The following is a 25,866-nucleotide window of genomic DNA, read 5'->3' on the forward strand; positions in this document are numbered from 1 at the left end:
GCTTACTCATCATCATGCGGGTCGAGACGGCGACGGCTGATGATACGCAGCAGACGCCACAGTACCCAGGCCAGCAGCACGACGCTCACGGCGGCGAGCACCGCCAGCAGCACCGGGTGGTTAGAGAGCGCATACCAGATACGCTCGAACCACGGCAGGTGGCCGACATAGTAGACGTCCCCTACCCGCAGACCATTTACGCCGGACTCGCGGATCACCGTGACGGAACCATACATTGCCGCACGCTTACCGCTGTCGTTCATCGCCTCGTTCAGCAGCTCATAGCCGCGCGGGCTGTCTGCCAGCAGGGCAATGACGCTGCGCTGATCGTTGTACGGGGACTGGAAGCCGACAATGGCCGCCATCGGGCCACTGGAGGTCACCGCCGTCTGGGCATCAGCCTGGCGATCGGTGTTATCCGGGACGATAGACGGGAAGGTCGTCTGGCGCTGCGGGGTCTTCACCCAGCTCTGCGTCGCCTGCACCAGCAGGTCGATGCGCTTGTCATCTTTCAGGCTATCCGGAATGGTCCCGATGACCAGCACGTCGGCATCCTTGTTCTGGATCTGGCTGCCGTCATTGGTCAGGGTCAGGTTAACCGCCGGAAGGCCGGTTTGCGCCCCAAGCTGGCCGATGGAGTCCAGCAGCGTCGCCAGCTGGCCCTGGGTCGGGTTAGCGGGCAGCACCACGATGGTGTCCGCAAGGTCCGCCATTCGGCTGAACGGGAAGCCCGCGTTAGCAAAGGCGCGCAGGTCCGGCATCGCAATAAAGTGGTAGTACTTCGAGAAGTCGATGGTCGAGTCATCGCCAATCACCACCCGGTTCTGCACCGGCTGGAAGGTGACGCAGTTATCGACGGTGCCGCCCGGCATCGGGTTCATGTACTGGAAGTCAAAGCGCAGCTGGTTAAGCGCGCCCAGCTGCAGCGCCGGAATGGTAACGGCAGTTTTGCCATCCAGCAGCCCCTGCAGAACCGGCAGGCGCAGCAGCAGGCGGTTGGTATCCTGGTTGCTGGTGAGGCTGAAAGATTGCAGGAACTGGTTGTTCAGGCTGATATCCATCCGCGAGCTGTCTTTGGTCGGCGGCGCGGTGTAGCGATAGTTGAGATCCATATCGATGCCGGTGCTGCGCAGCAGATAGAGATCCGGCGGCAGGTTCAGCGCCACGCTGATCGGGTTCGGCTCCAGGCCAACCGACTGCAGCTGCTCCTCGTAGCTTTTCAGCTCGCCAAACGAGATCGCCCGGTCGGTACGCACCCAGTTTGGTGCGTCGTACGGCTTACGGGCCAGCAGCGGCTTAACATCGTTTACCTCTACGCGATCGCCCCGGAACAGCACGTTGCCCTGGGCAATGCCCTTCGCCGCCTGGAGCAGATCTTTATCGTCGCGGCCAAGGACCACCAGCAGCTTCACGTACGGGTTCTGAGGGTGATCCATCATCACTACCGTCGGGGCGTTCACCGCCGGCACGTCGCGCAGGAAATCTGGACGCTTATCGTTGGTGGCAAACACGATGGCGTTACGATCCGGCAGGCCGTTGTAGAGCACCGGGAAGCTCTGGCCGCGCCAGCCCATGCGGGAGCCAAAGAAGGAGGCAACAATACCCGCCGCCTGCTGCTGCGCCAGCGCCGGTGCGCCAGCAAAGACCATCGGCAGTACCAGCGGACGGTTATCACGGGCGTCATAGAACGGCACCGGGAAGTGTGACAGGTCGTTTTTCAGCGGCAGGGTCTGGTAGGTCATCTCCAGAGAGCTGCTGCGTCCGACGTCCATCCACAGCGTACTGCTGGCCGGGTTTTCGCAGACGTCGCGGTAGTGACCGACGAACTCCAGCCGCACCCGGTTGAAGTCAGTGATATAGAGCGGGTCGATAGCCAGCTGGGCCAGCGTCTTTTTGCCTAGCTGCTCTTTGGTGACCGGCAGGACGCCCATCAGCTCATCGTTCAGATAGACCTTCAGCTGCGACTGCACCGGCAGCAGCGACGGCGACGGGGTGTACTCCAGGTTCAGCATCGCCTTCGACACCACTTCGTCGCTGCGCATCCCAAACTCGATCTGGCCGTCGGGCTGAACGCCACGCAGCACCATGCTGCCCGGTGGCGGGGCGATCTGGGCGAAAGAGAGCTTAACCTCCCGCGACGGCGCGTTCTCCGCAACGATAGGCGCATTGGCACCGGTGACGCCAGGCATCACCTGGCCGACGGCCTGCGGTTCGGCAGCAGCAGCGGGCACAGCGGCCTGCGCGGCAGTCGTCTCAGGTGCGGCAGGCACGGTCACCATCGAATTGGCCGGTGCTGCATGGGTGACCAACGACGGGAAAGCACTCATCCCAACCGCCACTGCACAAATCCAGGAAAGTTTTCTTTTCATCGCATTATCATCATAGTTGGGCCATAACCGGATCCGGCTGCTGCACCACCATGCCCCGCGCAGGTCGGCGGGGAATGAACGATACAACCCAGGAGATCAGGGAAGTAAGCGTCCGGAAAATCATTTTCACGGACGATGGAGCAAATTCAGCCAGGTGGCGGTAGCCACGGAAGCCAAGCTTAAGAATATCCAACAGGCTCTCCAGCGGTTTATCTTCCGGGAAGCTGTCCTGCCAGAGCGCCCAGGTGTCCGCACGCGCGAAGGTACACTGGACAAAATCGATATGCTGGCGGGTGGTCAGCGGCATCAGCTGCAGGCCTACTTCCTTGCCGTTGACGCGCGCCACCTGGGCCGGGAAAACGTACTCTTGCTGGCCGCGCTTAAGCAGCAGATTGACCTTCTGCCCCTCCAGCACCTGCGACTGGCCGTTGATCTTGATCCCTACGCCGCCGTCAGAGAAGTCGTGCACCGTACAGGAGAAGAGATGACCATCGTCGCGGGCAATGGCCGCTGGCATAGAGATCTCAACCCGATGCGCCCGGCGCACCTGCTTGCTCTCTACCGACACCGCCACCGCACCGCCCAGCACAATCAGGTTGTAGAAGACCCAGACGATACTGACAACCACGGTCAGCATCTCGGTCTCCGGGCCGTAGAAGTAGCGCCAGACGCCCACCAGCACGCCGACAATGTTCAGCAGCACCAGGAAGATATAGGGCCGGGAGATCACCCAGTCGACATACTCCTCCTCGACGAGGCCGCCTTTTGAGGTCACGTTAAACTTGCCCTTGTGCGGGTTAAAGAGCGCCACCATGGTGGGTCTGGCGATATACCAGGCCAGCACCGTTTCGTAGATTTCACTCCAGAACGAGTGGCGGTATTTACCCTGAATTTTGGAGTTAGTCAGGCTGGCGTGAACCATGTGCGGCAGCACGAACAGGGCGATCATCAGCGCCGGCGCATAGATGATATAGGCGTGCAGCAGCAGGAACGCCAGCGGCGCGGTGAGGAAGATCAGCCGCGGCACACCAGAGAGGAAGTGGAACATGGCGTTGACGTAGCAGAGCCGCTGCGCCAGCTTTAGCCCTTTACCAAACAGCGGGTTATCGAGCCGGAAGATCTGTACCATGCCGCGCGCCCAGCGAATACGCTGCCCAATGTGGGAAGAGAGGCTCTCGGTTGCCAGCCCCGCCGCCTGCGGAATGCGCATATAGGCCGAGGTGTGCCCGCGACGGTGCAGGCGCAGAGAGGTGTGCGCATCTTCGGTCACGGTCTCTACCGCAATGCCGCCAATCTCATCCAGCGGACCACGGCGGATCACCGCACAGGAGCCGCAGAAGAAGGTGGCATCCCACATGTCGTTGCCGTCCTGCACCAGGCCGTAGAACAGGGTGCCTTCGTTCGGCGTCTGGCGGAAGCGGCCCAGGTTACGCTCGAACGGATCCGGCGAGAAGAAGTGGTGCGGGGTCTGCATCATCGCCAGCTTCTTGTCTTTGATAAACCAGCCCATGGTCAGCTGCAGGAACGAGCGCGTCGGCACGTGGTCGCAGTCAAAGATCGAGACAAAATCGCCTTTCGCATACTGCAACGCATTGTTGATGTTGCCTGCTTTCGCGTGTTCGTGAGTGGTACGGGCGACGTACTCTACCCCCACCGTCTCGGCAAACTGACGAAACGACTCGCGGCCACCGTCGTCGAGGATCCAGATCTTCAGCTTCTCTTTCGGCCAGTCGATACCCAGCGCGGCGTAGATCGTGTTCTTCACCACGTTGAGATCTTCGTTATAGGTCGGCACGAAGATGTCCACCGACGGCCACAGGGACATATCCTTCGGCAGCGACACCGGCTGACGGTTAAGCGGCCACACCACCTGGAAGTAGCCGAGCACCAGCACAATCCACGCATAGGTTTCGGCGAATAGCAGCACCAGGCCGCACACGAGGCTGACCGGATCGTTCCAGTTGAGCGTCGAGGTGTAGCGCCACCAGATGTAGCGGCAGGAGACGGTCAGCGACAGGACAATCAGCATTAATGCCGAGAAGCGCCCTGGAATACGGCGCACCAGCAGGGCCACGCCCCACAGCAGCAGCAGGAAGATAAACTGCGACCACGGGTTAAACGGCTGGGTGATGCAGAGCAGAGCAAGGACCAGCGAGAAGAAAACAATCACACCGATGATAAAACGACGCACGCCTGGCTTGAGGTGGGCCAGCTCTTTCTCCCCTTCCATATGGCTTGTTCGGCTGCTCACCCTGGCTGGCAGGGTGTCCAGCCAGGTGAGGTAGCGGCGGCGGAAATGGGTAAAGCGTGCGCGCTTGCTCTTGCGTAGCCGCGCGGCCGGAGCGTTATGCGCACCGATCAGCAGCCAGAGGGTTTGCAGCAGATAGCGGGCCGGATCGAGCGGACGCGGGCGCTCGGCGCGAATATGGGGGTAAAACTCCGCGTGGCGAGCGCGAAGCTGCTGCCAGCGCGGGTGCTCCAGCGGAATAAACAGCCAGGCAAGAATTGTCCACAGGCAGCCGAGGGCTGCGCTAAACGCCGGTGCGCCGTGGCTCCGGTAAAGCTGGTAACGCTCGCTCAGGCGGGCGTTCACTGGCGGGATCAGCAGCAAGGCGGCAAGACGACTCATAGCGCAGGCTCACTAGGGCGATCGCGGGTGAGGCGATCCGGCCCGGCGCAGTGCAGCAGACACCAGTTAGCCAGGGTCAGGATCTCCTCTGCCGCCAGCGAGTCGCTGCGATATTCGCCCAGAGGCTGCTTCGCTGCCAGGCACTCCACCATCGCCTCATCGCGGTGGATCACCATCGGCAGCAGCCGGGGCTGGCTCTGTAGCCACACCTGGAAGAGATCGTCCTGTAGCTGGCTACCGATGCGCAGGTCGTTAATGAGCAGATGCGTGCCCGACGGCAGTGCCTGCTGATGCAGACGCACGTGGCAGTTAGTATCAGGTTTCACCACGGTGAGGGTATGGTCGCACTGGGCCAGCAGCTCCCGCGACAGGGGCGTAAAGTCCGCCGGCAGGTCGAGCAGGATCCACTGGTAGTGCCCCTCGGCCTTCAGCGCCTGAAGCGCCGCGGTAAGCGGGGCCAGGCGATCGTGCAGGGCGTAGACGTTCTCCCGCTCGCCGGCGGTCAGCTGGCCAAACGGCAGCAGATCGAGATTCGAGGTATAGCGCTGGCCCGCATCGCGCCACGCTTTATCATCCAGCTGCGCCCGCGCCCAGCCATCAGCATGGGTAAACTCCACGTTGAACGAGAGGCGCAGCATGTTGTCTGGAGAGGCGTCGATCATCAGCACCGACTCCCCCAGCAGCTGTAGCGCCCAGCCTAACGCGGCGGTTACCGATGTGGTCCCCACGCCTCCGCGAATGCCTTGCAGACCCAGAATAGCCATCCACGTCTTCCTTATTAATTATTTTGACGGGCAAACTCAGCGAGCAGCGGCCAGCGTTTTATCGCTGTAGCTAACTGTTCACGTTGGGATATATCGGTGTAATCAATATCTGGCAGTGAAAACACCCGACTTAAGACCAGAAAGTCATTTTGGAAGGTATAACCCAGCGTTGAATCAGTCTGGCTCGTAAACTCTTTATTAGACATTTTTACTGCATCTCATTGATGAAAAACAGACGAACGGTAGCAACGCAGGGTGCCGCTGAAAATTCATTTACATGCTAAATGTGATGCTCTTTAATTTCAATGTTAGGTTTATTTCTCGGCTTTCGCTAGTAAACTAAGGTGCAGACGAATTTGATTAAGAGAGACACCGTGAAGCCCATATTTACCCTTGGCATCCAGTCATTATGGGATGAGTTGAGCCACATGCCAGCCGGCGGAGTCTGGTGGGTCAACGCCGATCGCGAAGAGGATGCCATAAGTCTGGTCAATCATACCCTTGCTGCTCAGCATAAAAAAAGCCGGATGGCGCTGATTACTATGGGTAGCGATCCCAATAAAATTATTAATTTAGAGGCGGGTCACGCTCCTGATAAAATCCATCTTTTTACTATGCCTAATCATAAGGATGGACTATCCTTTTTTACCCGCGATCTCCTGAGCGCTATTGACCCCCAACACTATTTCCTGGTTTTACTCTGCGCCAATAATGCCTGGCAAAATATATCCGCCGAGCATTTGCGTGGCTGGTTAGAAAAAATACACGCCTGGACAAAATATCACGACTGCACACTGCTGATAGTTAACCCCGGCAACAATAATGATAAGCAATACTCATTTTTGATGGGCGAGTATCGCTCACTTTTTGGCCTGGCGAGCCTGCGTACCCAGGCCGATATACATCTCTATGACGTCGCCTTCTGGTTTAACGAAAAAGGCGTCAGCGCCCGCCAGCAGCTTATTGTTGAGCAAAATAACGGCAGCTGGAAAATAGCGCAGCAGGAGCAGGCGTCGGTGCAGCCGCGCAGCGATGAAAAACGTATCCTGAGTAACGTAATGGTATTAGAGGGCGCTCCGCCGCTTTCCGAACACTGGACGCTGTTTGATAATAACGAAGCCCTGTTTAGCGAGGCGCGTACCACGCAGGCGGCCACCATTATCTTCTCGCTGATGCAGAACAACCAGATTGAGGGGCTGGCCCGCCATATCCACACCCTGCGCCGCCAGCGCGGCAGCACGCTGAAAATCATCGTGCGCGAGAAGAATGCTAGCCTGCGCGCCACCGACGAGCGTCTGCTGCTGGGCTGCGGGGCGAATATGGTGATCCCGTGGAACGCGCCCCTCTCCCGCTGCCTGACGCTGATCGAGAGCGTGCAGGGGCAACAGTTTAACCGTCCGGTGCCGGAAGATATCGCCGCCCTGCTGACCATGACCCAGCCTCTGAAGCTGCGTGGCTACCAGACGTGGGATACCTTCTGCGACGCCGTAAGCAATATGCTCAGCAATACGCTGCTGCCGACCGATGGCAAAGGCGTGCTGGTTGCGCTGCGTCCGGTGCCTGGCATCCGCGTGGAGCAGGCGTTGACCCTGTGCCGCCCTAACCGCGTGGGCGATATCATGACCATCGGTGATAACCGGCTGATGCTGTTCCTCTCCTTCTGCCGGATCAACGATCTGGATACGGCCCTGAACCATATCTTCCCGCTGCCCATCCCGGATATCTTCTCGAACCGGGTAGTGTGGTTTGAAGATAACCAGATCGCCGCCGAGCTGGTGCAGATGCGCGCCCTGGTGCCGGAGAAGTGGGGTAAACCGCTGCCGGTAATCGACGGGCCCAACCCCATTCTTAACGCTGAGCATAACGGCCAGAGCTGGCGGCGCATTCCACAGCCACACCGGCTGCCCGGCGGGGCTTCGGAGCAGACATCATGATGCAGTTAAGCGATATTATTCAGCTGGTGGTGCTGTGCGCCCTGATCTTTTTCCCTCTCGGCTATATGACACGCCACTCTATTCGGCGCATCAGAGCCGTGTTTCGCATGCTGTTTATTAAACCGCGCTATGTAAAACCGGTAGGCATATGGCGCAGTGCTTCGACCGTCAAGGCAAAACGAAAAGATGACTAATCAAACCCTCAATGCCTCTACGCCCTCACCGCTGTGGCAATACTGGCGCGGCCTTGCCGGCTGGAACTTCTATTTCCTGGTGAAATTTGGTTTGCTGTGGGCAGGCTACCTTAACTTTCACGCGCTGTTAAACCTGGTGTTTATGGCGTTCCTGCTGCTTCCGATTCCGCGGCGTAGCGTGCACCGCCTGCGCCACTGGATCGCCATTCCTGTCGGCATTGCGCTCTTCTGGCACGACACCTGGCTCCCCGGCCCGCAGAGCATGCTCAGCCAGGGATCGCAGGTGGCCGGATTCAGCGCCGACTATCTCATTGACCTGGTGACGCGCTTTATTAACTGGCAGATGATCGGCGGAATTTTTGTTCTGCTGGTCGCCTGGCTCTTCCTGGCGCAGTGGATCCGCGTCACCGTTTTTGTGGTGGCGATTATGGTCTGGCTGAACGTGCTGACCCTGACCGGGCCGACGTTCTCTCTGTGGCCGGCCGGTCAGCCAACCAATACCGTGACCACCACCGGCGGTAACGCGGCGGCCACTATCGCCGCTGCGGGAGATAAACCGGTCGTTGGCGATATCCCCGCGCAGACCGCGCCGCCGACCACGGCCAATCTCGACGCGTGGCTGAACAGCTTCTACACCGCCGAAGCCAAGCGCCAGATCCGCTTCCCGACGCAGCTGCCTGCTGATGCCCAGCCGTTTGAGCTGCTGGTGATCAACATCTGTTCCCTGTCATGGGCGGACGTTGAGGCGGCGGGCCTGATGTCGCATCCGCTGTGGTCGCATTTCGATATTCAGTTCAAAAACTTCAACTCTGCGACCTCCTACAGCGGCCCGGCGGCAATTCGTCTCCTGCGCGCCAGCTGCGGCCAGCCGTCGCACAAAAACCTCTATCAGCAGGCGGGCAACCAGTGCTACCTGTTTGATAACCTGGCGCAGCTTGGCTTCTCGCAGCAGTTCATGCTCGACCACAACGGCGTATTCGGCGGCTTCCTGAAAGAGGTGCGTGATAACGGCGGCATGCAGGCCCCGCTGATGGATCAGACCGGTCTGCCGACCGCCCTGCTCTCCTTTGACGGTTCGCCGGTGTACGACGACACCGCGGTGCTTAACCGCTGGATGCAGTCCCAGGATGGAAAAGAGAACCAGCGTACGGCAACCTTCTTTAACCTGCTGCCGCTGCACGACGGGAACCACTTCCCAGGTGTGAGCAAAACGGCGGATTACAAAGTGCGCGCCCAGAAGCTGTTTGACGAGCTGGATGCATTCTTTACTACGCTGGAAAAATCGGGCCGTAAAGTGATGGTGGTGATGGTGCCGGAGCACGGCGGCGCGCTGCAGGGCGACAAGATGCAGGTCTCCGGCCTGCGCGATATTCCTAGCCCGTCTATTACCAACGTCCCGGCCGGGATCAAGTTCTTCGGCATGAAGGCACCGCACGAGGGCGCGCCGGTGGTGATCGATCAGCCGAGCAGCTTCCTGGCGGTATCGGATCTGGTTGCCCGTGCGGTGGACGGCAAGCTGTTTACCGAGGATAGCGTTAACTGGGAGAGCCTGACCAGCAACCTGCCGCAGACGGCTCCGGTGTCAGAGAACGCCAACGCCATTGTGATCCAGTACCAGAACAAACCGTACGTTCGTCTTAACGGCGGGGACTGGGTACCGTATCCGCAGTAATACCGTTACGCCCGGCGGCGCACCGCTTGCCGGGCCTACGGATGGTGCCGATATCGATGGAGGGCACCCGCTTTGTAGGCCGGGTAAGCGCGAGCGCCACCCGGCGGTGCACTAACGCTCATTTTAAACCTTGCTTCAGGCTAAGCACATTCCAGGTGTTATCTATAATAAACTCATAACGGTATTTAACGCCGTTAAGTTTATAAACCGTGTAATACTGATTACCCGGCTTTAAGTTTATATTTATGCATGTATGAGGATAAGATAAATGCACAGGATAATAACCGCTATCTGTGAGGACGGTGTCTTTTCCTGATTCGTTAAGGCCTATATGGTAATCACTCAACACATCACTTTTATCAAAGCTATAGCATACTCTTTGACTATCTACTGATACGGTTCGCCATTTGCCAATATCTATTCCATGATTGCCATTACAACTACATGTCGCAACGCAACCCATTAATATCATTGAAAATTTAATAGCAGACACCCTGTAATCCTCTCATACAAAGGGTTACTATAGCACCGTAAAAATAGCAAACAATTATTTAGATAATGGATGCATTCCTATGAAATATTCATTTAAATAATGAATATTATTTTGTAGGCCGGGTAAGGCGAAGCCGCCACCCGGCGGTGCATACCTACACCCCATGATTTCTGGCATACTTTTTGATTTTTAATGCCTTATCCAGAAGCTAAGAGGATGAAAAGCGCAGTGTTGTGACAGAGCTTATGAGTTTAGATGTTCTTATCTATTTATGATCCTCTGCTTATAGAAACCTTCGTAGCATGGCGAAGGCGTAAAAGTATGCTTCCTAACTTCATGCAGACAATAAGGCCATGGAGTGACTTTAAATCAGGAATTGTAAGTATTGCCAGTGCTGATGGCTCATACATGGATAGCGCGAAAGGGGGAACATTACCGTATGCGTAAATCATTTAAAGTGGTTGGTAGTGTCATTATTGTTGCTGCCGCAGCGCTGACCTATGTCTGGCCTTATATCGTAATGGAGTTCGCCGGGAACGCACACTATACCGAACAGGATAAACGGAAGTATGAATTCTATACGCCCGATCTTCTAAAAAAAATGCCACGGATTTCGCCCCGTTATGACTTCGATTTTGCCAATGTCACTGGTCCGGCATCACATGTATATGCTGTCAGGTACTACGGTACTGACGATTCGAGGCAGATCGAAACTTATCTGAACGCCATGGGTTACCAAAAGCAGGTAAGTTGTCATATTGAGGCAGTGTGCTGGCGTAGCGCGGATCCGCAAGAGATTGTGACCGTAAGTACATTGGACAGCCCTAAGGCCCTGTTAGTCTCTGTCGTCTACAACTACTAATAGCATCTCTCCCTATATTCCGCCTTATACTTATCTTTTTATTAACCGGCGGCGCATGGGGCAAACTGCTGTATGGGCGAGATGTAGATCTGGCAGGCCACGCCCACAATCCGCGCATGCAGGACACGCAATCATCAATGCCGTTCAATGTGGCAGGTGTTGCAAAGATTTTACCCTTTTATGAAGATCACCCGTCCGCTCCCGGAGGTAAATATGGGTTGGCAAAAGTGTAGCGCTACTCGGCGCAGCAATGTAGGCCGGGTAAGCGTGAGCGCCACCCGGCTTTTTTATTGCCTGCTAGCGCTGTTCCGCCAGCCAGGAGAGCATCTTCAAACTTGCTGAATAATAGTCATCCTGAGCGGTAATCTGCGGCTCGCCGTTTTTTGTGCCGAGGGTGAGATCCCGCACCGCCAACTGCCCTTCGTTCATATTATAAGGCGCGGCTTCATTAGTGGTGACGTTCACCCAGGCCGGGGTCTGGCTGCGGCTAAATTTCTGCCACCAGCTGCGCCACGGCGTTAGCAGGGCGCTGTTCGGATCCTGCCAGGCGATGTAGAGCGGAATACGTATCGCATCATAGCTCATGCGCGGCGGCCACTCTTTGGCGGGCTGCATCTTGCCATCGGCAGCCAGCGCGACCCAGTCGGTAGGCAGATTCGCTTCGCCCCAGCCCATCTTACCTGTCAAGGTCTTCGCGTCACGGATCAGATCGCGCCACACCGTCAGGTGGCTGCGGTCGGCGAACGCCTGCCACGCCGGGAAGATAAAGTAGGAGGGGTTGAGGTTCACGTAGCTATTGAGGTTGAACCCCTTAGCGCCCGGCAGCATAACGCGGTAGCCCGCAAAGTTGATCACCGTGTGGCTCACCAGCGCTTTGGTGATAGCATCAGAGGCCGCACCGTAGCGCCCGTCATGCCAGCGCGCATCGGCCTTCAGGAGCGCCCAGGCGATCAGCGCGTCGCCGTCGGTAGCGTCATTTTTATCGGGGATGGGGTCCGGCTCGACCGGGTTATAGCGCCAGTAGAACAGCCCGCTATCCTTGTTCTTTAAGGTCTTCTCCGTCCAGGCCCACATCTTGTCGAAGCTGGCGCGATCGTCATTGGCTACTGCCATCAGCATGGCAAAGCCCTGCCCTTCGGTATGGGAGACGTTTTTGTTGCCGGTATCCACGATACGCCCGTCCGGCATCAGAAAGCGGGATTTGTAGGTATCCCAGGCGGTGCCTGCCTGAGCAACTGAGGCCGACAGCAGGCCTACCAGAACAACCGTCGCGGCAACAACGCGCTTGACCTTAGTTAAACTCATCGTGGCTAAACTCTCTGTGAATTGTGATAACGGAACTGAACGTCGGTATGGGAAAACAGACGCTCGCGCTGTACGGTGACGTGTGCCCCGCCGCCCTGCGCCTGCAGCCAGCGGGCGTAAAGGCCCTCAAGTATCGCACAAAAGGCGTGGCACCAGCCCTGCCGATCGTCATCGCGTCCCAGCGGGAGCCCCTGCTGACGCAGCAGCAGACCGCTTTCGCTGGCTTCAAGATCGATAAAGCCCCAGTTGAACTGACGCAGCAGGGCGTTGATATTCGCCTCCAGCTCGCCCACCGTTTCTGAATCAGGCAGCGGAAAACGCTCGGCCAGCGCCTCGCCCATCTGGCGCAGGAAAGGCTGGCTGTCCGTCTGGCCGACGTTACGCACCATGTTGTCGATCATAATCGTCAGCAGATCGAACCAGCCCGCTGGCGTCTGCTGCTGCTGAAAGTAGCTCATCAGCGGTGAATGTTGACCATTCTGGGTCATCAGTTGCCTCCTAACATATAGCGGAAGTAGAGCCCGGCGGTGCTTTCGTTATAGTTGCCGAACGTGTCATAGCCGACCTTGCCGCCTATCGTCATCTCTTTATTCACGTTGTAATCCACGCCTGCCCGCACGGTGTAGCCGACGCCGCTTTCTGAGCTGCCGCCGTAGCGATAGTCACGCGCGTAGCCGAGGTCATAGAGATCCTTCAGGAGATCCTGCGCCTCGCCGCTGGTAGGGAAGTAGTCGCTGCTGTCCTGGCTGTAGGATTGATAGCCGACCGAGCCGCCGACGTTCAGCTTCCAGTTGTCAATTTTCTGCGAGAAATCAACCGGAAGAGAGACGCTGACGTAGTTCTGCGGGCTAAAGTACCCCCCCTGGCCGTAGGTGTAGTAGCTGAGGTTTTTGGAGAAATCCATCCAGCTGACGTTCAGGCCAGTCTGTAGCGCCCGGAAGTCATCGTGATACGGACGGAGATAGACCCCGGCGCTGGCGTTCATGCTGGTGTTGCTGGCCACGTTCTCCCCGAGATAGCTGTAGCCGCCACCGTTGACATAGAAGCCCGCATCGCCGTCGTCGTAGCCCAGCTGCACGCTACCGCCGTTTTTCGTGACCCGGCCCCAGGTCTTGCCTGAATAGGCGTCCTTCATGCCGACGTAGGAGAGCAGGCTGTCGGTCACCGCCCGGCGTTCACCTTTGAACATCAGCGTCAGGTAGTCGGTCAGCTTCGGCGACCACTGGACGCCGCCCACCAGCGTGCTCAGATCCTGCCCAAGCGGCGTCGTGCCAATATCAACCCGGTACTGTTCGCCGCTGAGCGCCATCGCCAGCTCAACACCGCTGGCCTTTTGCGATTCGGTCGAAGCGCTGATGCGGTTGTCGAGGCTCGACTTAAAGTTCGACACGCTAAGCGCCTTCAGGCGGCCCGAATCATACAGGCTGGCCAGGTTCGCCAGCCCGGCATCGGTCATCGGAGAGAGATTTTCGCCGTTGTAGTCCAGCAGATCGCTGAAGTTTGCCGCCGTGGGATCCGCTGAGTTCTCGGTATTATCAATCGACGAGGTAATGTTGCTGATGGCATTGTTGAGCGGATTGGTGCCGTAGCGACGCCATGCATCTCCCGAGGCGCTGCCCGCGCTGAGGGTGATCGGCGTGGCGGTAAACTCGAAGCGCGATTCGCCAAACGGCGAGCTGGACCACGTCAGCGGCGCTTTGGCTTCGGTCAGCTTGCTGGTACCGGATTCGCCGTCGCGACCGCGGATCTCTACCCCACCCTGCACCCACATACCGGTTTTTTGCTGCAGATCCTGCATCATCTCATCGACCTGACGCAGGGTGCGGCTCTGCACGGTTTCCATCGGCAGGTCGGTGCGTGTCGTGCCTGGCAGCGTGCTGCCCGGCTCGCGTGCCGTCTGCGCCACCTGCCACGGCAGGTTATTATCCTCGCCGTACGTTGAGCGCGATGCCATCTTGCTGTTGCCCACGAACGGGTTGTCCGCCAGCAGCACGCCGCCGATGGTAGGCGTTGCGGCAGCGTTGGTGGACGCCATTCCCAGCAGCTTGCCTCGGGCGCTGCGCAGGTAAGTCATCGCCTGCTGATGATTGCCTTTCGCCTCCTCCAGCCGGGCCAGCAGCAGCATGCGATCCGCTGAGCTGTCGTTGCGCAGACCGCCGGCAAGCGTCTGCGCTTTCTCGACGTTGTTCTCTGCCAGCGCCATGTCAATCGCCCCCACGCGAGCGGCCTGATCGTCGGTATCCCGGGTTATCAGGTAGTCGTAAACCACCCCGGCCTCTTTGTTCATCTTGCCGGTCTGATAGAGGCGGGCCATAGCGAACATCAGATCGGTATTCTGCGGATCGCTCTGCATCGCCCGCATCAGCTTGTCATAGGCGGCGGCATAGTTACCCTGCTCGCGCAGCTGGTCGGCCTCGTTGATCACGTAGCCGTTGCGGATCCCCGCCAGCTGCGTGGGCGTGCTGCGTGCCTGTAGTTCGGGATTGGCAAGAAAGGCCTGCGCCTCGTTGTCTAACCCGGCTTTGTTCAGGACCGTAACCTGATCGGCGTAGTCTCCGGCGTTGCCCTGCACGCCCTGGCGCAGGTTTTCCCGCACCAGCGCCACCGCGCCGCTGAGATCCCCACTCTGGGCCAGCAGCTTCGCCAGCTTGCCCGCATCCACCGGGCTTTCCGGTGGCCGATGCGTTAGGGTTTTCAGCGTGTTGGCGGCGGCAACGTTATTGCCCTGGGCCAGGTAGCGCTCGGCGGTGGCTAGCTGCAGGTTGTAGTTCACCCGCTGGGCCAGATCGCGCATCTGCCCGTTCTGGCTGGCGGGCGCAATGCGCGACAGCAGGGTTTGCGACTGCTGCCATGCCCCGTTCTCGCTGGCGAAAAGCGCTGCCGCGTAGAGCGAGCTGGCCCCCGCGCCGTTGCGCGCTGCCGGCGCCATCACCGAGCTGGCTTCGTCGCCGCTGCCGCTCTTTTGCAGCAGGCGGGCCAGATCGAGACGCAGCCACGGATCGTCCGGCAAGCGGCTCACGCCCTGCTGGAGGATAGCGATAGCCTGCTGGGTGTTGCCCGCTGCGGCGGCCTGCTGAGCCTGGCGGCGAATGGGATCTCCCGGCAGACCAGTGACGATGCGCGGCTGGAGCTTCGCCTGCAGGCTGGCGGGCAGCGTGCGCAGCATCGCCTGGGCCTCGTCAGACTTGTTCTGCTCCCGCAGGACGTAGAAGAGGTTCTCCCTGGCGGCGGCGTTTTGCGGCTGGTCGTTTAACACCGCACGCAGAGCCTGCTCTGCCTGGGGATAGTCTTTGTTATGCCGCAGGACGTCGGCACGAAACAGCTTCGCTGCCGTGCCACGTTCGCCGCTCTGCTGAGCCAGCGGGGCAGAGAGGGCCAGCGCCTGGCTGACGTTGCCCTCTTTAAGCGCCTGCTGCGCCTCGGCGAGCTGGCCGTAGAAGGCCGCATCCTCTGCCTGGGTTTTGCGCTCCGCCGAGGCGTCGCCGCCCTGGCTGGCGGCGCGGTTCAGGTATTGCGAGGCGGCTTTGTAGTCGCCGTTGCGCTGGGCGATGTAGCCCAGCCCGGCCAGGGCGTCGGCATCTTCAGGATTGGTTTGCAGCACCTGCTCAAACTGGCGCTTCGCCGAGCCGGTATCGCCGCTGTTGAGGGCGGTAAAGCCCTCGCCCTTCGCCGCACCACCGACGTTTTTTCGGTAGTAGGCCTGCACGTCGCCATCCTGGGGGTGGCGCTGGAGGAAGTTATCGTACAGCCGTTCGTCGCCCGCCTGCGGCCCCAGCCACAGCAGCGCCTGGCGCAGGCCGTCATCTGCCTCGCGGCTGCCGCTGGCCATCGGCTCCAGCAGGGCAATGCCATCCCGGCGAGTCTCTTCCCGCCACGTTAGCATTTTACCCAGCGCGACCCGCGCCGCGTTGTCCTGCGGGTTCTCGGCAACGAAACGCTGGAGCTCCCCTACCGCCTGCGGGTAGAGCGACTTGTCGCTGCCCATGGTCAGGTAGTATTCCGGGGCCAGGCTTGGCGGCGGCGTATCGCCATTAAACATGCTGCGCCAGGTTGCCAGCGCTGCCGGCACATTGCCGCTGCGCGCCTGCTGGCGGGCTAACGTCAGCTGTCCCTGAGGCACCTGCGCCAGCTGTTTGGCGTTATCCAGCGCCTGGAGTCCCGCGTCAGCGGGTGCCACGGCGGCAAGCCGGGCACGCCACTGCGCAGCGGTTTGCAGATCGCCGTTTTGCTGCGCCCAGAGCGCCATCAGATAGAGCGCCTGCGTATTGTTGGCATCCACCATCAGCACTTTCTTCAGCGACTCGCTCGCCAGATCGTCATGGGACTTCTCATGCCAGTAGTTAGCCTGGTCAAACAGCGCCTTTAACGCCGCATCGTTTGGCGCAGCCTGCGCGTGGCTTACCGCGCCGAGCGTCAGCGCGCCTGACAGGCAGAGGGTAGATAACCGGCGGGCGGTTTTAATGGTCATTGTTGTCACCCTGTTCACTCTCCATCCTGCGGATCCAGCCGCTTACGCGCCCGTTTTTTCAGTAGGGCATACAGCGCCAGCCCGACGATAATGCTGAAGCACAGCCCCAGCACCGCCAGCAGCCCGGAGTGCTGGTTGGCATACCAGATCACCATCAGGTGCATCGGCATCTCGCCGCGCGGGTACTGCGCACCGACCCGGAAGCTGCGCACGCCGTTTTCGTTGGTAATGATCGCCGCGTCGCCGCGAATGCCAGCGTTGATCTTCGGCGAGGTGAGATCGCTGTGCAGCCGCGAGAGCTGGTCGTCGCTGCTGCCGATAGCGGTCACCACCGTGCGCCCGCTGCTCCACGGCGAGCGGAAGCTGACGAAGCCGCGCCAGGCCTCGTTCGACGAGAAGTAGCGATCGGCCTCAAGGCCATCCGCATTCCAGTCCCCGGCCATCCAGCGCTGGATCTTCTGCCACTGGGTCGGCTCGCGGACGCTAAGCAGGCTGTCGTGGGCCACAAAAGGCGAGCTTTTTAACAGCTCGCGGTTGAAATCGTGCTGATCCAGCCCGGTCACCGCCAGCACGTCGCGATCCTGCAGCAGCGCCAGGTTCGATCCCGCAGTGGGTATGCCCAGCACCACGCGGTTGTGGCTCAGCGCCGTTCCGGTGGCGTTACCGGCGCGGGCCGCCATGTCCAGCAGCGTCCCGACCTGGGTTTCGCTCGGCTTCTCCGGCAGCAGCAGCACGGTTTCTGAGTAGTCTGCCAGCCGGGTGAAGGGGAACGAGGCCCCCACGAAGTAGGAGAGGTTCGGCAGCAGCGCGAAGTGGCGGGTGTGGCTCAGATCGATCCACGAGTCATCATCCACCCGGCTCTTGATGTTGTTGTTCAGCAGCACGCTGCACGGCGCACTCTCCTTCGGCACGATGTTGAAGTAGAGCGACAGCTGGTTGTCGCCGTAGATCATGTACGGCTCCAGCGGCATGTCGAACTGCTCCTGCCGCGCGTCGCCGCCCATTTTGTGCCACAGCGTCTCCAGCGCGCCCTGCTTGTTGACCGGCAGGTTGTGCAGGAAGGTGTCGTTCATGGTCATGCTCAGCCAGGAGCGATCTTCATCAATCCAGCTCTCCGACGGGAAGCGGTAGCCGATGCGCAGCGGAATGGTCTCCCCATCCCAGAGGAAAAGATCCGGCGCGGCGCGGAAGGCAACCCGCAGCGCATCGTGCCAGATCCCGTTCACGGTCATGCTCTGATCCTTGCGGATCAGCTCCGAGAGCTTCACCGGACGATCCGTAGGGATCCAGCGCGGCGCGTCGTAGGGCTTGCTGACCGGGATCGACTCGCCTTCCACCGTGACGCGTGGGGTTTGCAGGGCGAAGTTATCCCGCGTCAGACGCCAGGCCGCCGCCCGCAGGGCGCGATCGTCGCTGCCCACCACCAGCAGCAGCTTGTAGGTAGGGTTCGCCGGATTATCAATAATGCTTAGCGTCGGCCCGGTACTGAGGGGCAGAGTCAGGCCGCCGATGCGCTCGCCAGGGTGACCAACCAGAATGCCGTTCTTCTCCGGCAGGCGATCGGTAAGGGCGGCGAACGAGACGCCGCGATAGTCTGCCTGGATGCCCATCCACGAGGAGATCAACGCCGCCGCACTGATGGTGTCCGCCGTCAGCTTCGCCGGGAAGGCAAAGGCGATGGTGGCAGGCGTCATCTGCATGCTGTCAAAGAAGGGGCGCGGGAAATGGCTAAGATCGGCGCCAATATCCAGCTGTTGGCCCTCAAGGCTAAACTTCGAGTCCGGCAGGATGGTCACGCGATACTTATCCGTGAGATCGCGCTGGCACATCATCGCGTCGCCGTCGTTGATCTTGAAGCTGATGGTATTGCTGGAGACCAGCAGCGCCGCCGGCACGTCAAGCTGGAAGCGGGAGACGTCGCTGTCGGCGGCCCCCAGCGGTACGGTGCCCAGCGGCTGGCCGTTGAGCATCAGCTGCATCGTGGCGTTACGGGTCGCCATCGCCGGGGAGACCTTGAGGTTTAGCGCCAGCTGGGCATTAGTGATCACCTGGCTCACCGGCAGGGTGAAAGCCACCCCGCCCTGCAGCTGGCCGCCGCTGAGGACAATACCCTGCGGCTGGCCCATCTGCGCCAGCGAGATGTCGCTTACCACCGACGGGATGAACGCCGCCGGGGCGGGCGTCGGGCTTGCCACCGGTGGAGGCAGATCCAGCGGCAGCAGATCGGCAGGCGTGGTCTCCTCCCCATAGAGCGGGGTAATAAACAGCGCGCTGGCCAGCAGCGCCAGAGTGGTTAAACGCCTCATACGCTGCTCTCCTCCTGCGCTGCTTTCAGCACCGCACGCTGGCGGCGGTTTTCGCGGCGAGACTTCCACGTCAGCCAGAAGAGGTCAAACACGCAGCGCATAATGGTCAGCATTGAGCGGAACGGATTGTCCTGCGGACGCGGCGGCTGGATCCACGCATCGGCGCGGGAGAGCACCACCCGCACCAGCTCGCGGCGGCGGGAGAGCGGAATATCTTCAAACATCAGGCGCACGTAGGCATCGTCGGCGGCGATGGTTTTCACCGGAATGCTGATCGCCCCCGACTGCAGCAGCAGCTCAATCTCCTCGATCTCATCGGTCAGATGACGGTCATCCGGCACCGCGACGCGGCAGCCGCCCATAGAGAGGTCAGCGGTCTCGCTGCGGGAAGAGATACCGCTGGCGTAGTGGATCAGCGCCGGGATTTTGACGTCGATACGGATTGTTTTCCGCGTCTGGCGCGTTTCCCTGGCAACGGCGATCGCCGCCAGCAGGAAGATCAGGCTATAGAGACCCCAGCCAACGTTAAGGGCGATAACCTTCGGATCGACGGCAAAGTGGTCCCAGGCGAAGGCGCGCACGATGCCCCAGACCACGGCGATCAGCAGCAGGAAGGCGATCACCAGGTGCGGGCGCACGACGCTGAAGTCAAAGTAGCCGACGTTGAGCAAGCCGCCCTTATCGGTCACGTTAAACTTGCCGCGCTTCGGGAAGAGCATAGTGACCACGGTGGGCAGCACGATATGGAACGCCAGCACCAGGTCATAGATCTCGCCCCAGAAGCTGTAGCGGTAGCGTCCGTTCAGCCGCGAGTTAAGGTAGATCGACAGGAACAGGTGCGGCAGCGCGTAGGCAAAGACCAGGCTCGCCGAGGAGTAGATGATGTTGAGGTTAAACAGCAGGTAGGCCAGCGGCGCAGTCAAAAAAATGATACGCGGGATGGCAAACTGATAGTAGAGCATTGCGCTGAGGTAGCACAGGCGCTGCTGGAACGTCAGGCCGCGACCAAACAGCGGGTTGTCGAGGCGGAAGATCTGCGTCATGCCACGCGCCCAGCGGGTACGCTGGATGATGTGCAGCACCAGACGCTCGGTAGCAAGCCCGGCGGCCAGCGGAATATCAATAAACGCCGAGCCCCAGCCCAGGCGCTGCATTTTCAGCGCGGTATGGGCATCTTCGGTCACCGTCTCTACTGCAAAGCCGCCAATCGCCTCCAGCGCGCTGCGGCGGATCACCGCACAGGAGCCGCAGAAGAAGGTGGCGTTCCAGTTATCGTTACCCCGCTGGATCGGGCCGTAGAACAGCATCCCTTCGTTAGGGATATTGCGGCCCACGGAGAGGTTACGCTCAAAGGGATCCGGCGAGTAGAAGAAGTGCGGCGTTTGCACCAGAGCCAGCCTGGGATCCTTCAGGAAGCCGCCGACGGTGGCCTGCAGGAAGATACGGGTTGCGACGTGGTCGCAGTCGAAGACGCAGATCAGCTCGCCGTTGGTAAGCTTCATGGCGTGGTTAAGGTTGCCCGCTTTGGCGTGTGAGTTGTCGTTACGGGTGATGTACCCCACCCCAACGTCGGCGGCAAACATGGCAAACTCGCTGCGCTTGCCGTCGTCGAGGATATAAATTTTCATTTTATCCTTGGGGTAATCGATGCACTGCGCCGCCAACACGGTGTCGCGCACCACGTCCAGCGATTCGTTATAGGTGGGCACGTAGACGTCAACGGTCGGCCAGAGGTTCATATCCTCCGGCAGCGGCACGATCTCGCGCTTTAGCGGCCAGATGGTTTGCAGGTAGTTCAGCAGCAGCATGACCCAGACGTAGAGATCGGCGAGGAACAGGCCGATGCCTAAAATGGTCTCTATCTCGGAGTTAAAATGCAGGGTCTGGGTCGCGCGAAAGTAGATATAACGCGTCGACATCAGGAACGACATCACCACCATGATCACGGAGATGCTGCGCTTTTTGCTGTAGCCCATTAAAAACAGAATGCCGATGCTGATCAGGCCAAAGAGATACTGCTTCTGGCTATCCATTGGCGTGATGACCACCAGCACGGCGGCAGGCGCCAGCGCCAGGATCAAGAGATAAAACAGGAACTTTTTCATTGTTCGCCCTGGCGAAAATTAGAATCCAGACATCTTTGGCTGGCTGTGAACAGTGCCGTCGCCGACCCTCACGCCCAGAATATTGGTCACCTTTCTGGCAATCAGCTCGATATCAAATGCCGCCGCCGAGGCCGGGCTAAAATCGAAAATTGACTGCTGAGAGGCGTTGGCTTCGATCACGCTCTCATCACGATGAACCACGCCAATCAAACGCTCGCCCAGCCGCTGCTCCATAAAGGCGGTCACGTCGCGGCTGATCTGGCGACGGTTATCGCTCTGGTTCAGCACCACGTAGTACCCCGCCTTGCGGTTAAGCACGTCGCCGGTCAAACGGTTGTTTTCCACCTGCGGCAGCAGGGAGAGGGAGGCGGTATCGGCCAACAGCGAGACCAGGTGCAGATCGGCCAGCCGTGACAGCGCTTTTAGCGCAGGCGAGGGGCCGGGCGGGAAATCGGCAATGATAATCAGCCCAGGGTAGTTAAGCAGGGTGCTCAGACCGCGCAGCAGGAAGTGCTCATCCTGTACCAGACGCGCTTCAAAGGCCTCGCGCTGTGGCTCGGTCGCATCGCCGTAGGGCAGAACAAAGATGTTGCCGCCCGCCGAGAGCACAAACTGGCTCCAGTCGGGGGATTCAGCCGCTTTCGCGACGAAGCCGCGGCCGTCAGAGAGCGGGACACCGAAGTGCAGGCGCAGCGCATTCTGCACGTCAAAATCAATCGCCAGCACTTTATTGCCCGCGCGCGACAGCGCATAGGCCAGATTCGCCGTCATGGTTGTTTTTCCCACCCCACCCTTCGGGGAACAGACACAGATCAACGGCATGAAGCGATCCTTTCTAACAGCGATTTCAACGGCTGGTTTTTTTCAACGGCGGGCTTTGTCTCTGCGGCTTTGGGCGCAAAAAGCTGCGAGAAATTTACGGGCGCGGCGACGGCGGGCGCAGCGGGTGCGGGAGCCGGCGTCGACGCTGGCATCGGCACAGGTTCGGCTGCCGGGATCGGTGCCGCAGGGGCAAATGCCGGGGCAGCGGGCGGCGTAGCCAGCTGGGCCGCAACGCTCTGAAAAATCGCTGGCGCAGCGTCAGGTAGCTGAGCCGGGGCGAGCGCCGCTGGCGCAGCAAACGGCTGCTCTTTCAGGGCAAAGGTATCCGCATCAACGGACTGCGGAACGGGCAGCGAGACATGGCCGCCCATCGCCAGCGCGGATGCTTCGGTCGCGGGAGAGAGCTGGTTGATAATGGCCCAGTTGCCGTAGTCATGCGCGAGGTTTTGCGACGAGAAATCTTTAAAATCGTGTTGCTGTGTGTGAGTCTTGTCTTTAAACCTCTGCAAATCATCATAATTATTCATATCTATACTCATGATTTACAAACAAAAAAGCCCCACCACCATATTGACCAACGTGGCTATTCATCTGTAAGGGTCTCGAATTTTATTATGTGTTGATACAGGAGCCGCTAGCCGTCTTCCGTATGTTTAATTATTACGTCTTTATATGACTGCTCTACGACTTTCGGCCTATTTACAGCAGTAATATAAAGATTTGCGGGACACATGCTATCTGTTTTTGCCGCAAAAAACAGCAAAGCTTTAAATAGCGAATAAACAGCAATCAGTTGGAATATAATGCTAATTAAAAACAAATTAGACTTTTAACAGGGGTTATTTAGCGCTTAATTTCAGCGTAACAGGTTGAATAAGATAGTTCTTAATTTAATAAAAAGTTACCGTATGAAATATTTAGAAATACTTTAACGCAGGGCGCTACGCTTATCAGGGCTACGTCGCTTCGGTTTTTAAGGAATAAAAAACCGGAGGCCAGGCTCCGGTTTTTAGGATGGGTAAAGCAGAGGGTCTCAGAGAGGATTAACCGGCTTCTCGCCGTTCTCATCCTGATCCACCGCGAAGCAGGCCACCAGCTGGCCGCCGTACGATTTCAACTGCGGCTGAAGCTGGGTGCAGGGACCAAAGCGACGGCGGCAGCGGGCGCTGAAGGCACAGCCCGGCGGCGGATTCAGCGGGCTAGGCAGCTCACCGGTCAGCTTGATACGCTCCCGACGATCGTCCGGGTTCAGACGCGGCGTCGCAGAGAGCAGCGCCTGGGTATAGGGATGACGCGGATTGCTGAAAATCTGCTCCTTGGTGCCCTTCTCTACGCAGCGGCCGAGGTACATCACCATCACTTCATCGGCAATGTGCTCTACCACTGACAGATCGTGGGAGATAAAGACGTAGGAGAGCCCCAGGTCCTGCTGCAGATCCATCATCAGGTTCAGCACCTGCGCACGCACGGAGACGTCGAGCGCCGATACCGGCTCATCGGCAATTACTACGTCCGGATCGAGCATCAGGCCGCGGGCAATCGCAATACGCTGACGCTGGCCGCCGGAGAACATGTGCGGGTAGCGATCGTAATGCTCGGTCTTCAGCCCCACCTTCGCCATCATCGACAGCGCTTTTTCACGCAGCTCTGCTTTGCTGAGGTTGCTGTTAATCTGCAGCGGCTCTTCCAGGATCTGGCCCACTTTTTTACGCGGGTTCAGCGAACCGTAGGGGTTCTGGAAGACAATCTGAATCTTCTGCCGGCGCAGCTTCTGCGCCTGCGGATCGTGCTTAAGCAGATCCTGCCCCTGATAGTAGAGCTCACCGCCGGTGGGCGTCTCAATCATGGTCAGCAGACGGCCGAGCGTGGATTTACCACAGCCGGATTCGCCCACCACCGCGAGGGTTTTCCCGCGTTCGAGAGAGAACGATACGCCGTCCAGGGCTTTTACCAGGCGCTCGGGGGCAAACAGCCCTTTCTTTACCGGGTAGTGTTTTTTCAGGTCAATAGCCTGTAACAGCACAGGGGTTGTGGCCTCATGCGTACTCATAGTTAGGCCTCCCGGCATCATCGAGTGGATAGTGACATTTTGAGCGACGTCCGTTGTCCACCGGGTTCAAGCCTGGCTCTTCGACGCGGCATTTATCCGTAGCATACGGGCAGCGCGGATTGAGCAGGCAGCCGGTCGGGCGATCGTATTTACCCGGCACCACGCCCGGCAGCGAGGCCAGACGGGCTTTGTCCTGAGCAAACTCAGGCAGCGCACGCAGCAGCGCCTGAGTGTAGGGGTGACGCGGCGCACGGAAGATCTCGTGCGAACTGCCAGACTCGACGACCTGCCCCGCATACATCACGATGATTTTGTGTGCGGCTTCGGCCACCAGCGCCAGATCGTGAGTGATCAGGATCAGCGCCATGTTCTCTTTCTGCTGCAGCTCCAGCAGCAGCTCGATGATCTGCGCCTGGATAGTCACGTCCAGCGCGGTGGTCGGTTCATCGGCAATCAGCAGCTTCGGCTGGCAAGCGATAGCCATCGCAATCATCACGCGCTGGCTCATCCCGCCGGAGAGCTGGTGCGGATAGACGTCAAGACGCGACGCCGGGTCCGGGATGCCCACCTGGTTCAGCAGGTCGATTGCCCGCTGGCGACGGGTGCGCTTGCTGCCGCCCTGATGCACCTTAATGGCTTCCATAATCTGAAAGCCAACCGTGTAGCACGGGTTAAGGCTGGTCATCGGGTCCTGGAAGATCATTGCGACGTCGGCACCCACCAGGTTACGACGCTCTTTTTCCGAGATGCGCTTCAGGTCCTGACCGTTAAACTCCAGCTTCTCTGCCATCACCCGGCCTGGGTAGTCAATCAGGCCCATAATCGCCAGCGAGCTGACGGATTTACCAGAGCCAGACTCCCCGACAATGCCCACCACTTCGCCCTGCTCAACGCTGTAGCTTATGCGGTCTACGGCACGGAACGGTGTCCCTTCGTCGCCGAAGTGCACCGACAGTTGATCAATATTCAATAACGCCATTCTCGTGCCTCTTACTGCTTCAGTTTGGGATCGAGCGCATCACGCAGACCGTCACCCATCAGGTTAAATGCCAGCACCGTCAGCAGGATCGCCAGACCTGGGAAGGTCACGACCCACCAGGCACTCTGTGCGAACTGCAATACGTCGGAGAGCATGGTGCCCCACTCCGGCGTTGGCGGCTGCGCGCCCATGCCAAGGAAGCCAAGGGCGGCCATATCGAGAATGGCGTTAGAGAAGCCGAGCGACGCCTGAACGATCAGCGGTGCAAGGCAGTTGGGTAAAATATTGATGAACATCTGACGCATCGCCCCCGCCCCCGCCACGCGCGAGGCGGTAACGTAGTCGCGGTTGACCTCGACCAGCACGGCGGCACGCGTTAAGCGCACGTAGTGCGGTAGCGCCACGAAGGTCAGCGCCAGCGAGGCGTTGACTATCGACGGGCCAAAGATAGCCACCAGCACCAGCGCCAGCAGCAGGCTCGGCAGCGCCAGCATGATATCGACGATGCGCATGATGATGTTATCAACGAGGCCGCCAAAGTAGCCTGCCACCAGCCCGAGCACGACGCCCATGATCAGCGACAGGACCACCACCAGACAGCCCACCAGCAGCGACAGGCGGGCGCCATACATCAGGCGCGACATCACATCGCGGCCAACGTCGTCGGTGCCGAGAATATGCGTCAGACTGCCCCCGTCCTGCCATGCAGGCGGTGCCAGCAGCGCATCACGGAACTGATCCGCCGGGTTGTAAGGCGCAATCCAGTTGGCAAAAACGGCAATAATCAGCACCACCACCACGTACACCAGGCCCACGACCGCGCCTTTGTTGCGTTTGAAGTAGTGCCAGAACTCCTGCAGCGGCGTCATTGGCACCGGTGCGGAGACAACTTTATCTTGAGTAACTTGTGACAT

Annotated in this window: 19 protein-coding genes; 4 read left to right on the plus strand and 15 right to left on the minus strand. The window is 59.3% G+C overall.

Features of this window, described 5'->3' with window-relative positions:
- Positions 1-2 precede the first annotated feature (2 nt).
- The 4 genes from bcsB (NR795_RS16275) to bcsR are packed head-to-tail and all read right to left on the minus strand — an operon-like array spanning position 3 to position 5,968.
- On the minus strand, positions 3-2,369 hold the full coding sequence (gene bcsB / locus NR795_RS16275) for a cellulose biosynthesis cyclic di-GMP-binding regulatory protein BcsB (protein ID WP_257758752.1): 2,367 nt from the start codon (positions 2,367-2,369) through the stop codon (positions 3-5).
- A 10-nt stretch (positions 2,370-2,379) separates the two neighbouring features.
- The gene (gene bcsA, locus NR795_RS16280) at positions 2,380-4,998 is read right to left on the minus strand and encodes a UDP-forming cellulose synthase catalytic subunit (RefSeq protein ID WP_257758753.1); all 2,619 of its coding nucleotides are present in this window, start codon (positions 4,996-4,998) and stop codon (positions 2,380-2,382) included.
- Positions 4,995-5,762: a cellulose biosynthesis protein BcsQ gene (gene bcsQ / locus NR795_RS16285; protein ID WP_257758754.1), complete on the minus strand. Its 768-nt coding sequence runs from the start codon at positions 5,760-5,762 to the stop codon at positions 4,995-4,997. Before bcsQ (NR795_RS16285) ends, bcsA (NR795_RS16280) begins: the two co-directional genes overlap by 4 nt.
- Before the next feature lie 14 nt (positions 5,763-5,776).
- A complete protein-coding gene (gene bcsR, locus NR795_RS16290; RefSeq protein WP_144817945.1) occupies positions 5,777-5,968 on the minus strand; it encodes a cellulose biosynthesis protein BcsR in 192 nt (63 codons plus the stop codon).
- A gap of 168 nt (positions 5,969-6,136) precedes the next feature.
- Between bcsR and bcsE the strand changes: the two genes are divergently transcribed.
- Genes bcsE through bcsG form a run of 3 tightly spaced genes read left to right on the plus strand, consistent with a single transcriptional unit; the run spans position 6,137 to position 9,562 of the window.
- Positions 6,137-7,696 carry a cellulose biosynthesis c-di-GMP-binding protein BcsE gene (bcsE, locus tag NR795_RS16295; RefSeq protein ID WP_222889290.1) on the plus strand — a complete coding sequence of 520 codons (1,560 nt, stop codon included), beginning with the start codon at positions 6,137-6,139 and terminating at the stop codon, positions 7,694-7,696.
- Entirely contained in the window at positions 7,696-7,890 is a 195-nt protein-coding gene (bcsF, locus tag NR795_RS16300) for a cellulose biosynthesis protein BcsF (RefSeq protein ID WP_186370577.1), read from the plus strand. Before bcsE ends, bcsF begins: the two co-directional genes overlap by 1 nt.
- A complete protein-coding gene (gene bcsG, locus NR795_RS16305) occupies positions 7,883-9,562 on the plus strand; it encodes a cellulose biosynthesis protein BcsG (protein WP_257758755.1) in 1,680 nt (559 codons plus the stop codon). Before bcsF ends, bcsG begins: the two co-directional genes overlap by 8 nt.
- Positions 9,563-9,680: 118 nt before the next feature.
- Here the strand turns inward: bcsG and NR795_RS16310 are convergent, their stop codons facing one another.
- The gene (locus tag NR795_RS16310; protein WP_257758756.1) at positions 9,681-10,055 is read right to left on the minus strand and encodes a hypothetical protein; all 375 of its coding nucleotides are present in this window, start codon (positions 10,053-10,055) and stop codon (positions 9,681-9,683) included.
- Between the two features lie 439 nt (positions 10,056-10,494).
- Here NR795_RS16310 and NR795_RS16315 point away from each other — a divergent pair, with 439 nt between their 5' ends.
- Positions 10,495-10,917: a hypothetical protein gene (locus tag NR795_RS16315; protein ID WP_257758757.1), complete on the plus strand. Its 423-nt coding sequence runs from the start codon at positions 10,495-10,497 to the stop codon at positions 10,915-10,917.
- 297 nt (positions 10,918-11,214) lie between these two features.
- On the opposite strand, the gene NR795_RS16325 is transcribed toward NR795_RS16315, so the two are convergent.
- The 10 genes from NR795_RS16325 to dppC all read right to left on the minus strand — a co-directional run bounded on the left by NR795_RS16325 (position 11,215) and on the right by dppC (position 25,866).
- On the minus strand, positions 11,215-12,222 hold the full coding sequence (locus NR795_RS16325; protein WP_257758758.1) for a glycosyl hydrolase family 8: 1,008 nt from the start codon (positions 12,220-12,222) through the stop codon (positions 11,215-11,217).
- 5 nt (positions 12,223-12,227) lie between these two features.
- A complete protein-coding gene (bcsD, locus tag NR795_RS16330; protein ID WP_257758869.1) occupies positions 12,228-12,713 on the minus strand; it encodes a cellulose biosynthesis protein BcsD in 486 nt (161 codons plus the stop codon).
- A complete protein-coding gene (locus tag NR795_RS16335; protein WP_257758759.1) occupies positions 12,710-16,690 on the minus strand; it encodes a cellulose biosynthesis protein BcsC in 3,981 nt (1,326 codons plus the stop codon). The genes bcsD and NR795_RS16335 overlap by 4 nt, the downstream gene beginning before the upstream one ends.
- Before the next feature lie 14 nt (positions 16,691-16,704).
- A complete protein-coding gene (bcsB, locus tag NR795_RS16340) occupies positions 16,705-18,996 on the minus strand; it encodes a cellulose biosynthesis cyclic di-GMP-binding regulatory protein BcsB (RefSeq protein ID WP_257758760.1) in 2,292 nt (763 codons plus the stop codon).
- On the minus strand, positions 18,993-21,101 hold the full coding sequence (bcsA, locus tag NR795_RS16345; RefSeq protein WP_257758762.1) for a UDP-forming cellulose synthase catalytic subunit: 2,109 nt from the start codon (positions 21,099-21,101) through the stop codon (positions 18,993-18,995). Before bcsA (NR795_RS16345) ends, bcsB (NR795_RS16340) begins: the two co-directional genes overlap by 4 nt.
- An 18-nt stretch (positions 21,102-21,119) precedes the next feature.
- Complete coding sequence (gene bcsQ / locus NR795_RS16350) at positions 21,120-21,923, minus strand: cellulose biosynthesis protein BcsQ (RefSeq protein WP_144817934.1); 804 nt, start codon at positions 21,921-21,923, stop codon at positions 21,120-21,122.
- Positions 21,914-22,450 (minus strand): cellulose biosynthesis protein BcsO, encoded by a 537-nt coding sequence (locus NR795_RS16355; protein WP_257758763.1) that lies wholly within the window; start codon positions 22,448-22,450, stop codon positions 21,914-21,916. Before NR795_RS16355 ends, bcsQ (NR795_RS16350) begins: the two co-directional genes overlap by 10 nt.
- Before the next feature lie 506 nt (positions 22,451-22,956).
- Entirely contained in the window at positions 22,957-23,973 is a 1,017-nt protein-coding gene (gene dppF, locus NR795_RS16360) for a dipeptide ABC transporter ATP-binding subunit DppF (RefSeq protein ID WP_144817932.1), read from the minus strand.
- Positions 23,960-24,952, minus strand: coding sequence for a dipeptide ABC transporter ATP-binding protein (gene dppD, locus NR795_RS16365; protein ID WP_257758764.1), 993 nt, complete (start codon positions 24,950-24,952; stop codon positions 23,960-23,962). Before dppD ends, dppF begins: the two co-directional genes overlap by 14 nt.
- Before the next feature lie 11 nt (positions 24,953-24,963).
- Entirely contained in the window at positions 24,964-25,866 is a 903-nt protein-coding gene (dppC, locus tag NR795_RS16370) for a dipeptide ABC transporter permease DppC (protein WP_257758765.1), read from the minus strand.

This window comes from Pseudescherichia sp. L3 (genome assembly GCF_024656065.1).
In the GTDB taxonomy this organism is placed as follows: domain Bacteria; phylum Pseudomonadota; class Gammaproteobacteria; order Enterobacterales; family Enterobacteriaceae; genus Pseudescherichia.

Excerpts from the sequence above, each read along its gene's own strand:
- NR795_RS16355 (WP_257758763.1), bottom strand. The coding sequence starts at position 22,450 with ATGAATAATTATGATGATTTGCAGAGGTTTAAAGACAAGACTCACACA.
- NR795_RS16325 (WP_257758758.1), bottom strand. The coding sequence starts at position 12,222 with ATGAGTTTAACTAAGGTCAAGCGCGTTGTTGCCGCGACGGTTGTTCTG.
- NR795_RS16335 (WP_257758759.1), bottom strand. The coding sequence starts at position 16,690 with ATGACCATTAAAACCGCCCGCCGGTTATCTACCCTCTGCCTGTCAGGC.
- dppF (WP_144817932.1), bottom strand. The coding sequence starts at position 23,973 with ATGAGTACGCATGAGGCCACAACCCCTGTGCTGTTACAGGCTATTGAC.
- bcsA (WP_257758753.1), bottom strand. The coding sequence starts at position 4,998 with ATGAGTCGTCTTGCCGCCTTGCTGCTGATCCCGCCAGTGAACGCCCGC.
- bcsF (WP_186370577.1), top strand. The coding sequence starts at position 7,696 with ATGCAGTTAAGCGATATTATTCAGCTGGTGGTGCTGTGCGCCCTGATC.
- bcsB (WP_257758760.1), bottom strand. The coding sequence starts at position 18,996 with ATGAGGCGTTTAACCACTCTGGCGCTGCTGGCCAGCGCGCTGTTTATT.
- bcsA (WP_257758762.1), bottom strand. The coding sequence starts at position 21,101 with ATGAAAAAGTTCCTGTTTTATCTCTTGATCCTGGCGCTGGCGCCTGCC.
- bcsR (WP_144817945.1), bottom strand. The coding sequence starts at position 5,968 with ATGTCTAATAAAGAGTTTACGAGCCAGACTGATTCAACGCTGGGTTAT.
- NR795_RS16315 (WP_257758757.1), top strand. The coding sequence starts at position 10,495 with ATGCGTAAATCATTTAAAGTGGTTGGTAGTGTCATTATTGTTGCTGCC.
- dppD (WP_257758764.1), bottom strand. The coding sequence starts at position 24,952 with ATGGCGTTATTGAATATTGATCAACTGTCGGTGCACTTCGGCGACGAA.
- bcsQ (WP_144817934.1), bottom strand. The coding sequence starts at position 21,923 with ATGCCGTTGATCTGTGTCTGTTCCCCGAAGGGTGGGGTGGGAAAAACA.
- bcsB (WP_257758752.1), bottom strand. The coding sequence starts at position 2,369 with ATGAAAAGAAAACTTTCCTGGATTTGTGCAGTGGCGGTTGGGATGAGT.
- bcsQ (WP_257758754.1), bottom strand. The coding sequence starts at position 5,762 with ATGGCTATTCTGGGTCTGCAAGGCATTCGCGGAGGCGTGGGGACCACA.
- dppC (WP_257758765.1), bottom strand. The coding sequence starts at position 25,866 with ATGTCACAAGTTACTCAAGATAAAGTTGTCTCCGCACCGGTGCCAATG.
- bcsG (WP_257758755.1), top strand. The coding sequence starts at position 7,883 with ATGACTAATCAAACCCTCAATGCCTCTACGCCCTCACCGCTGTGGCAA.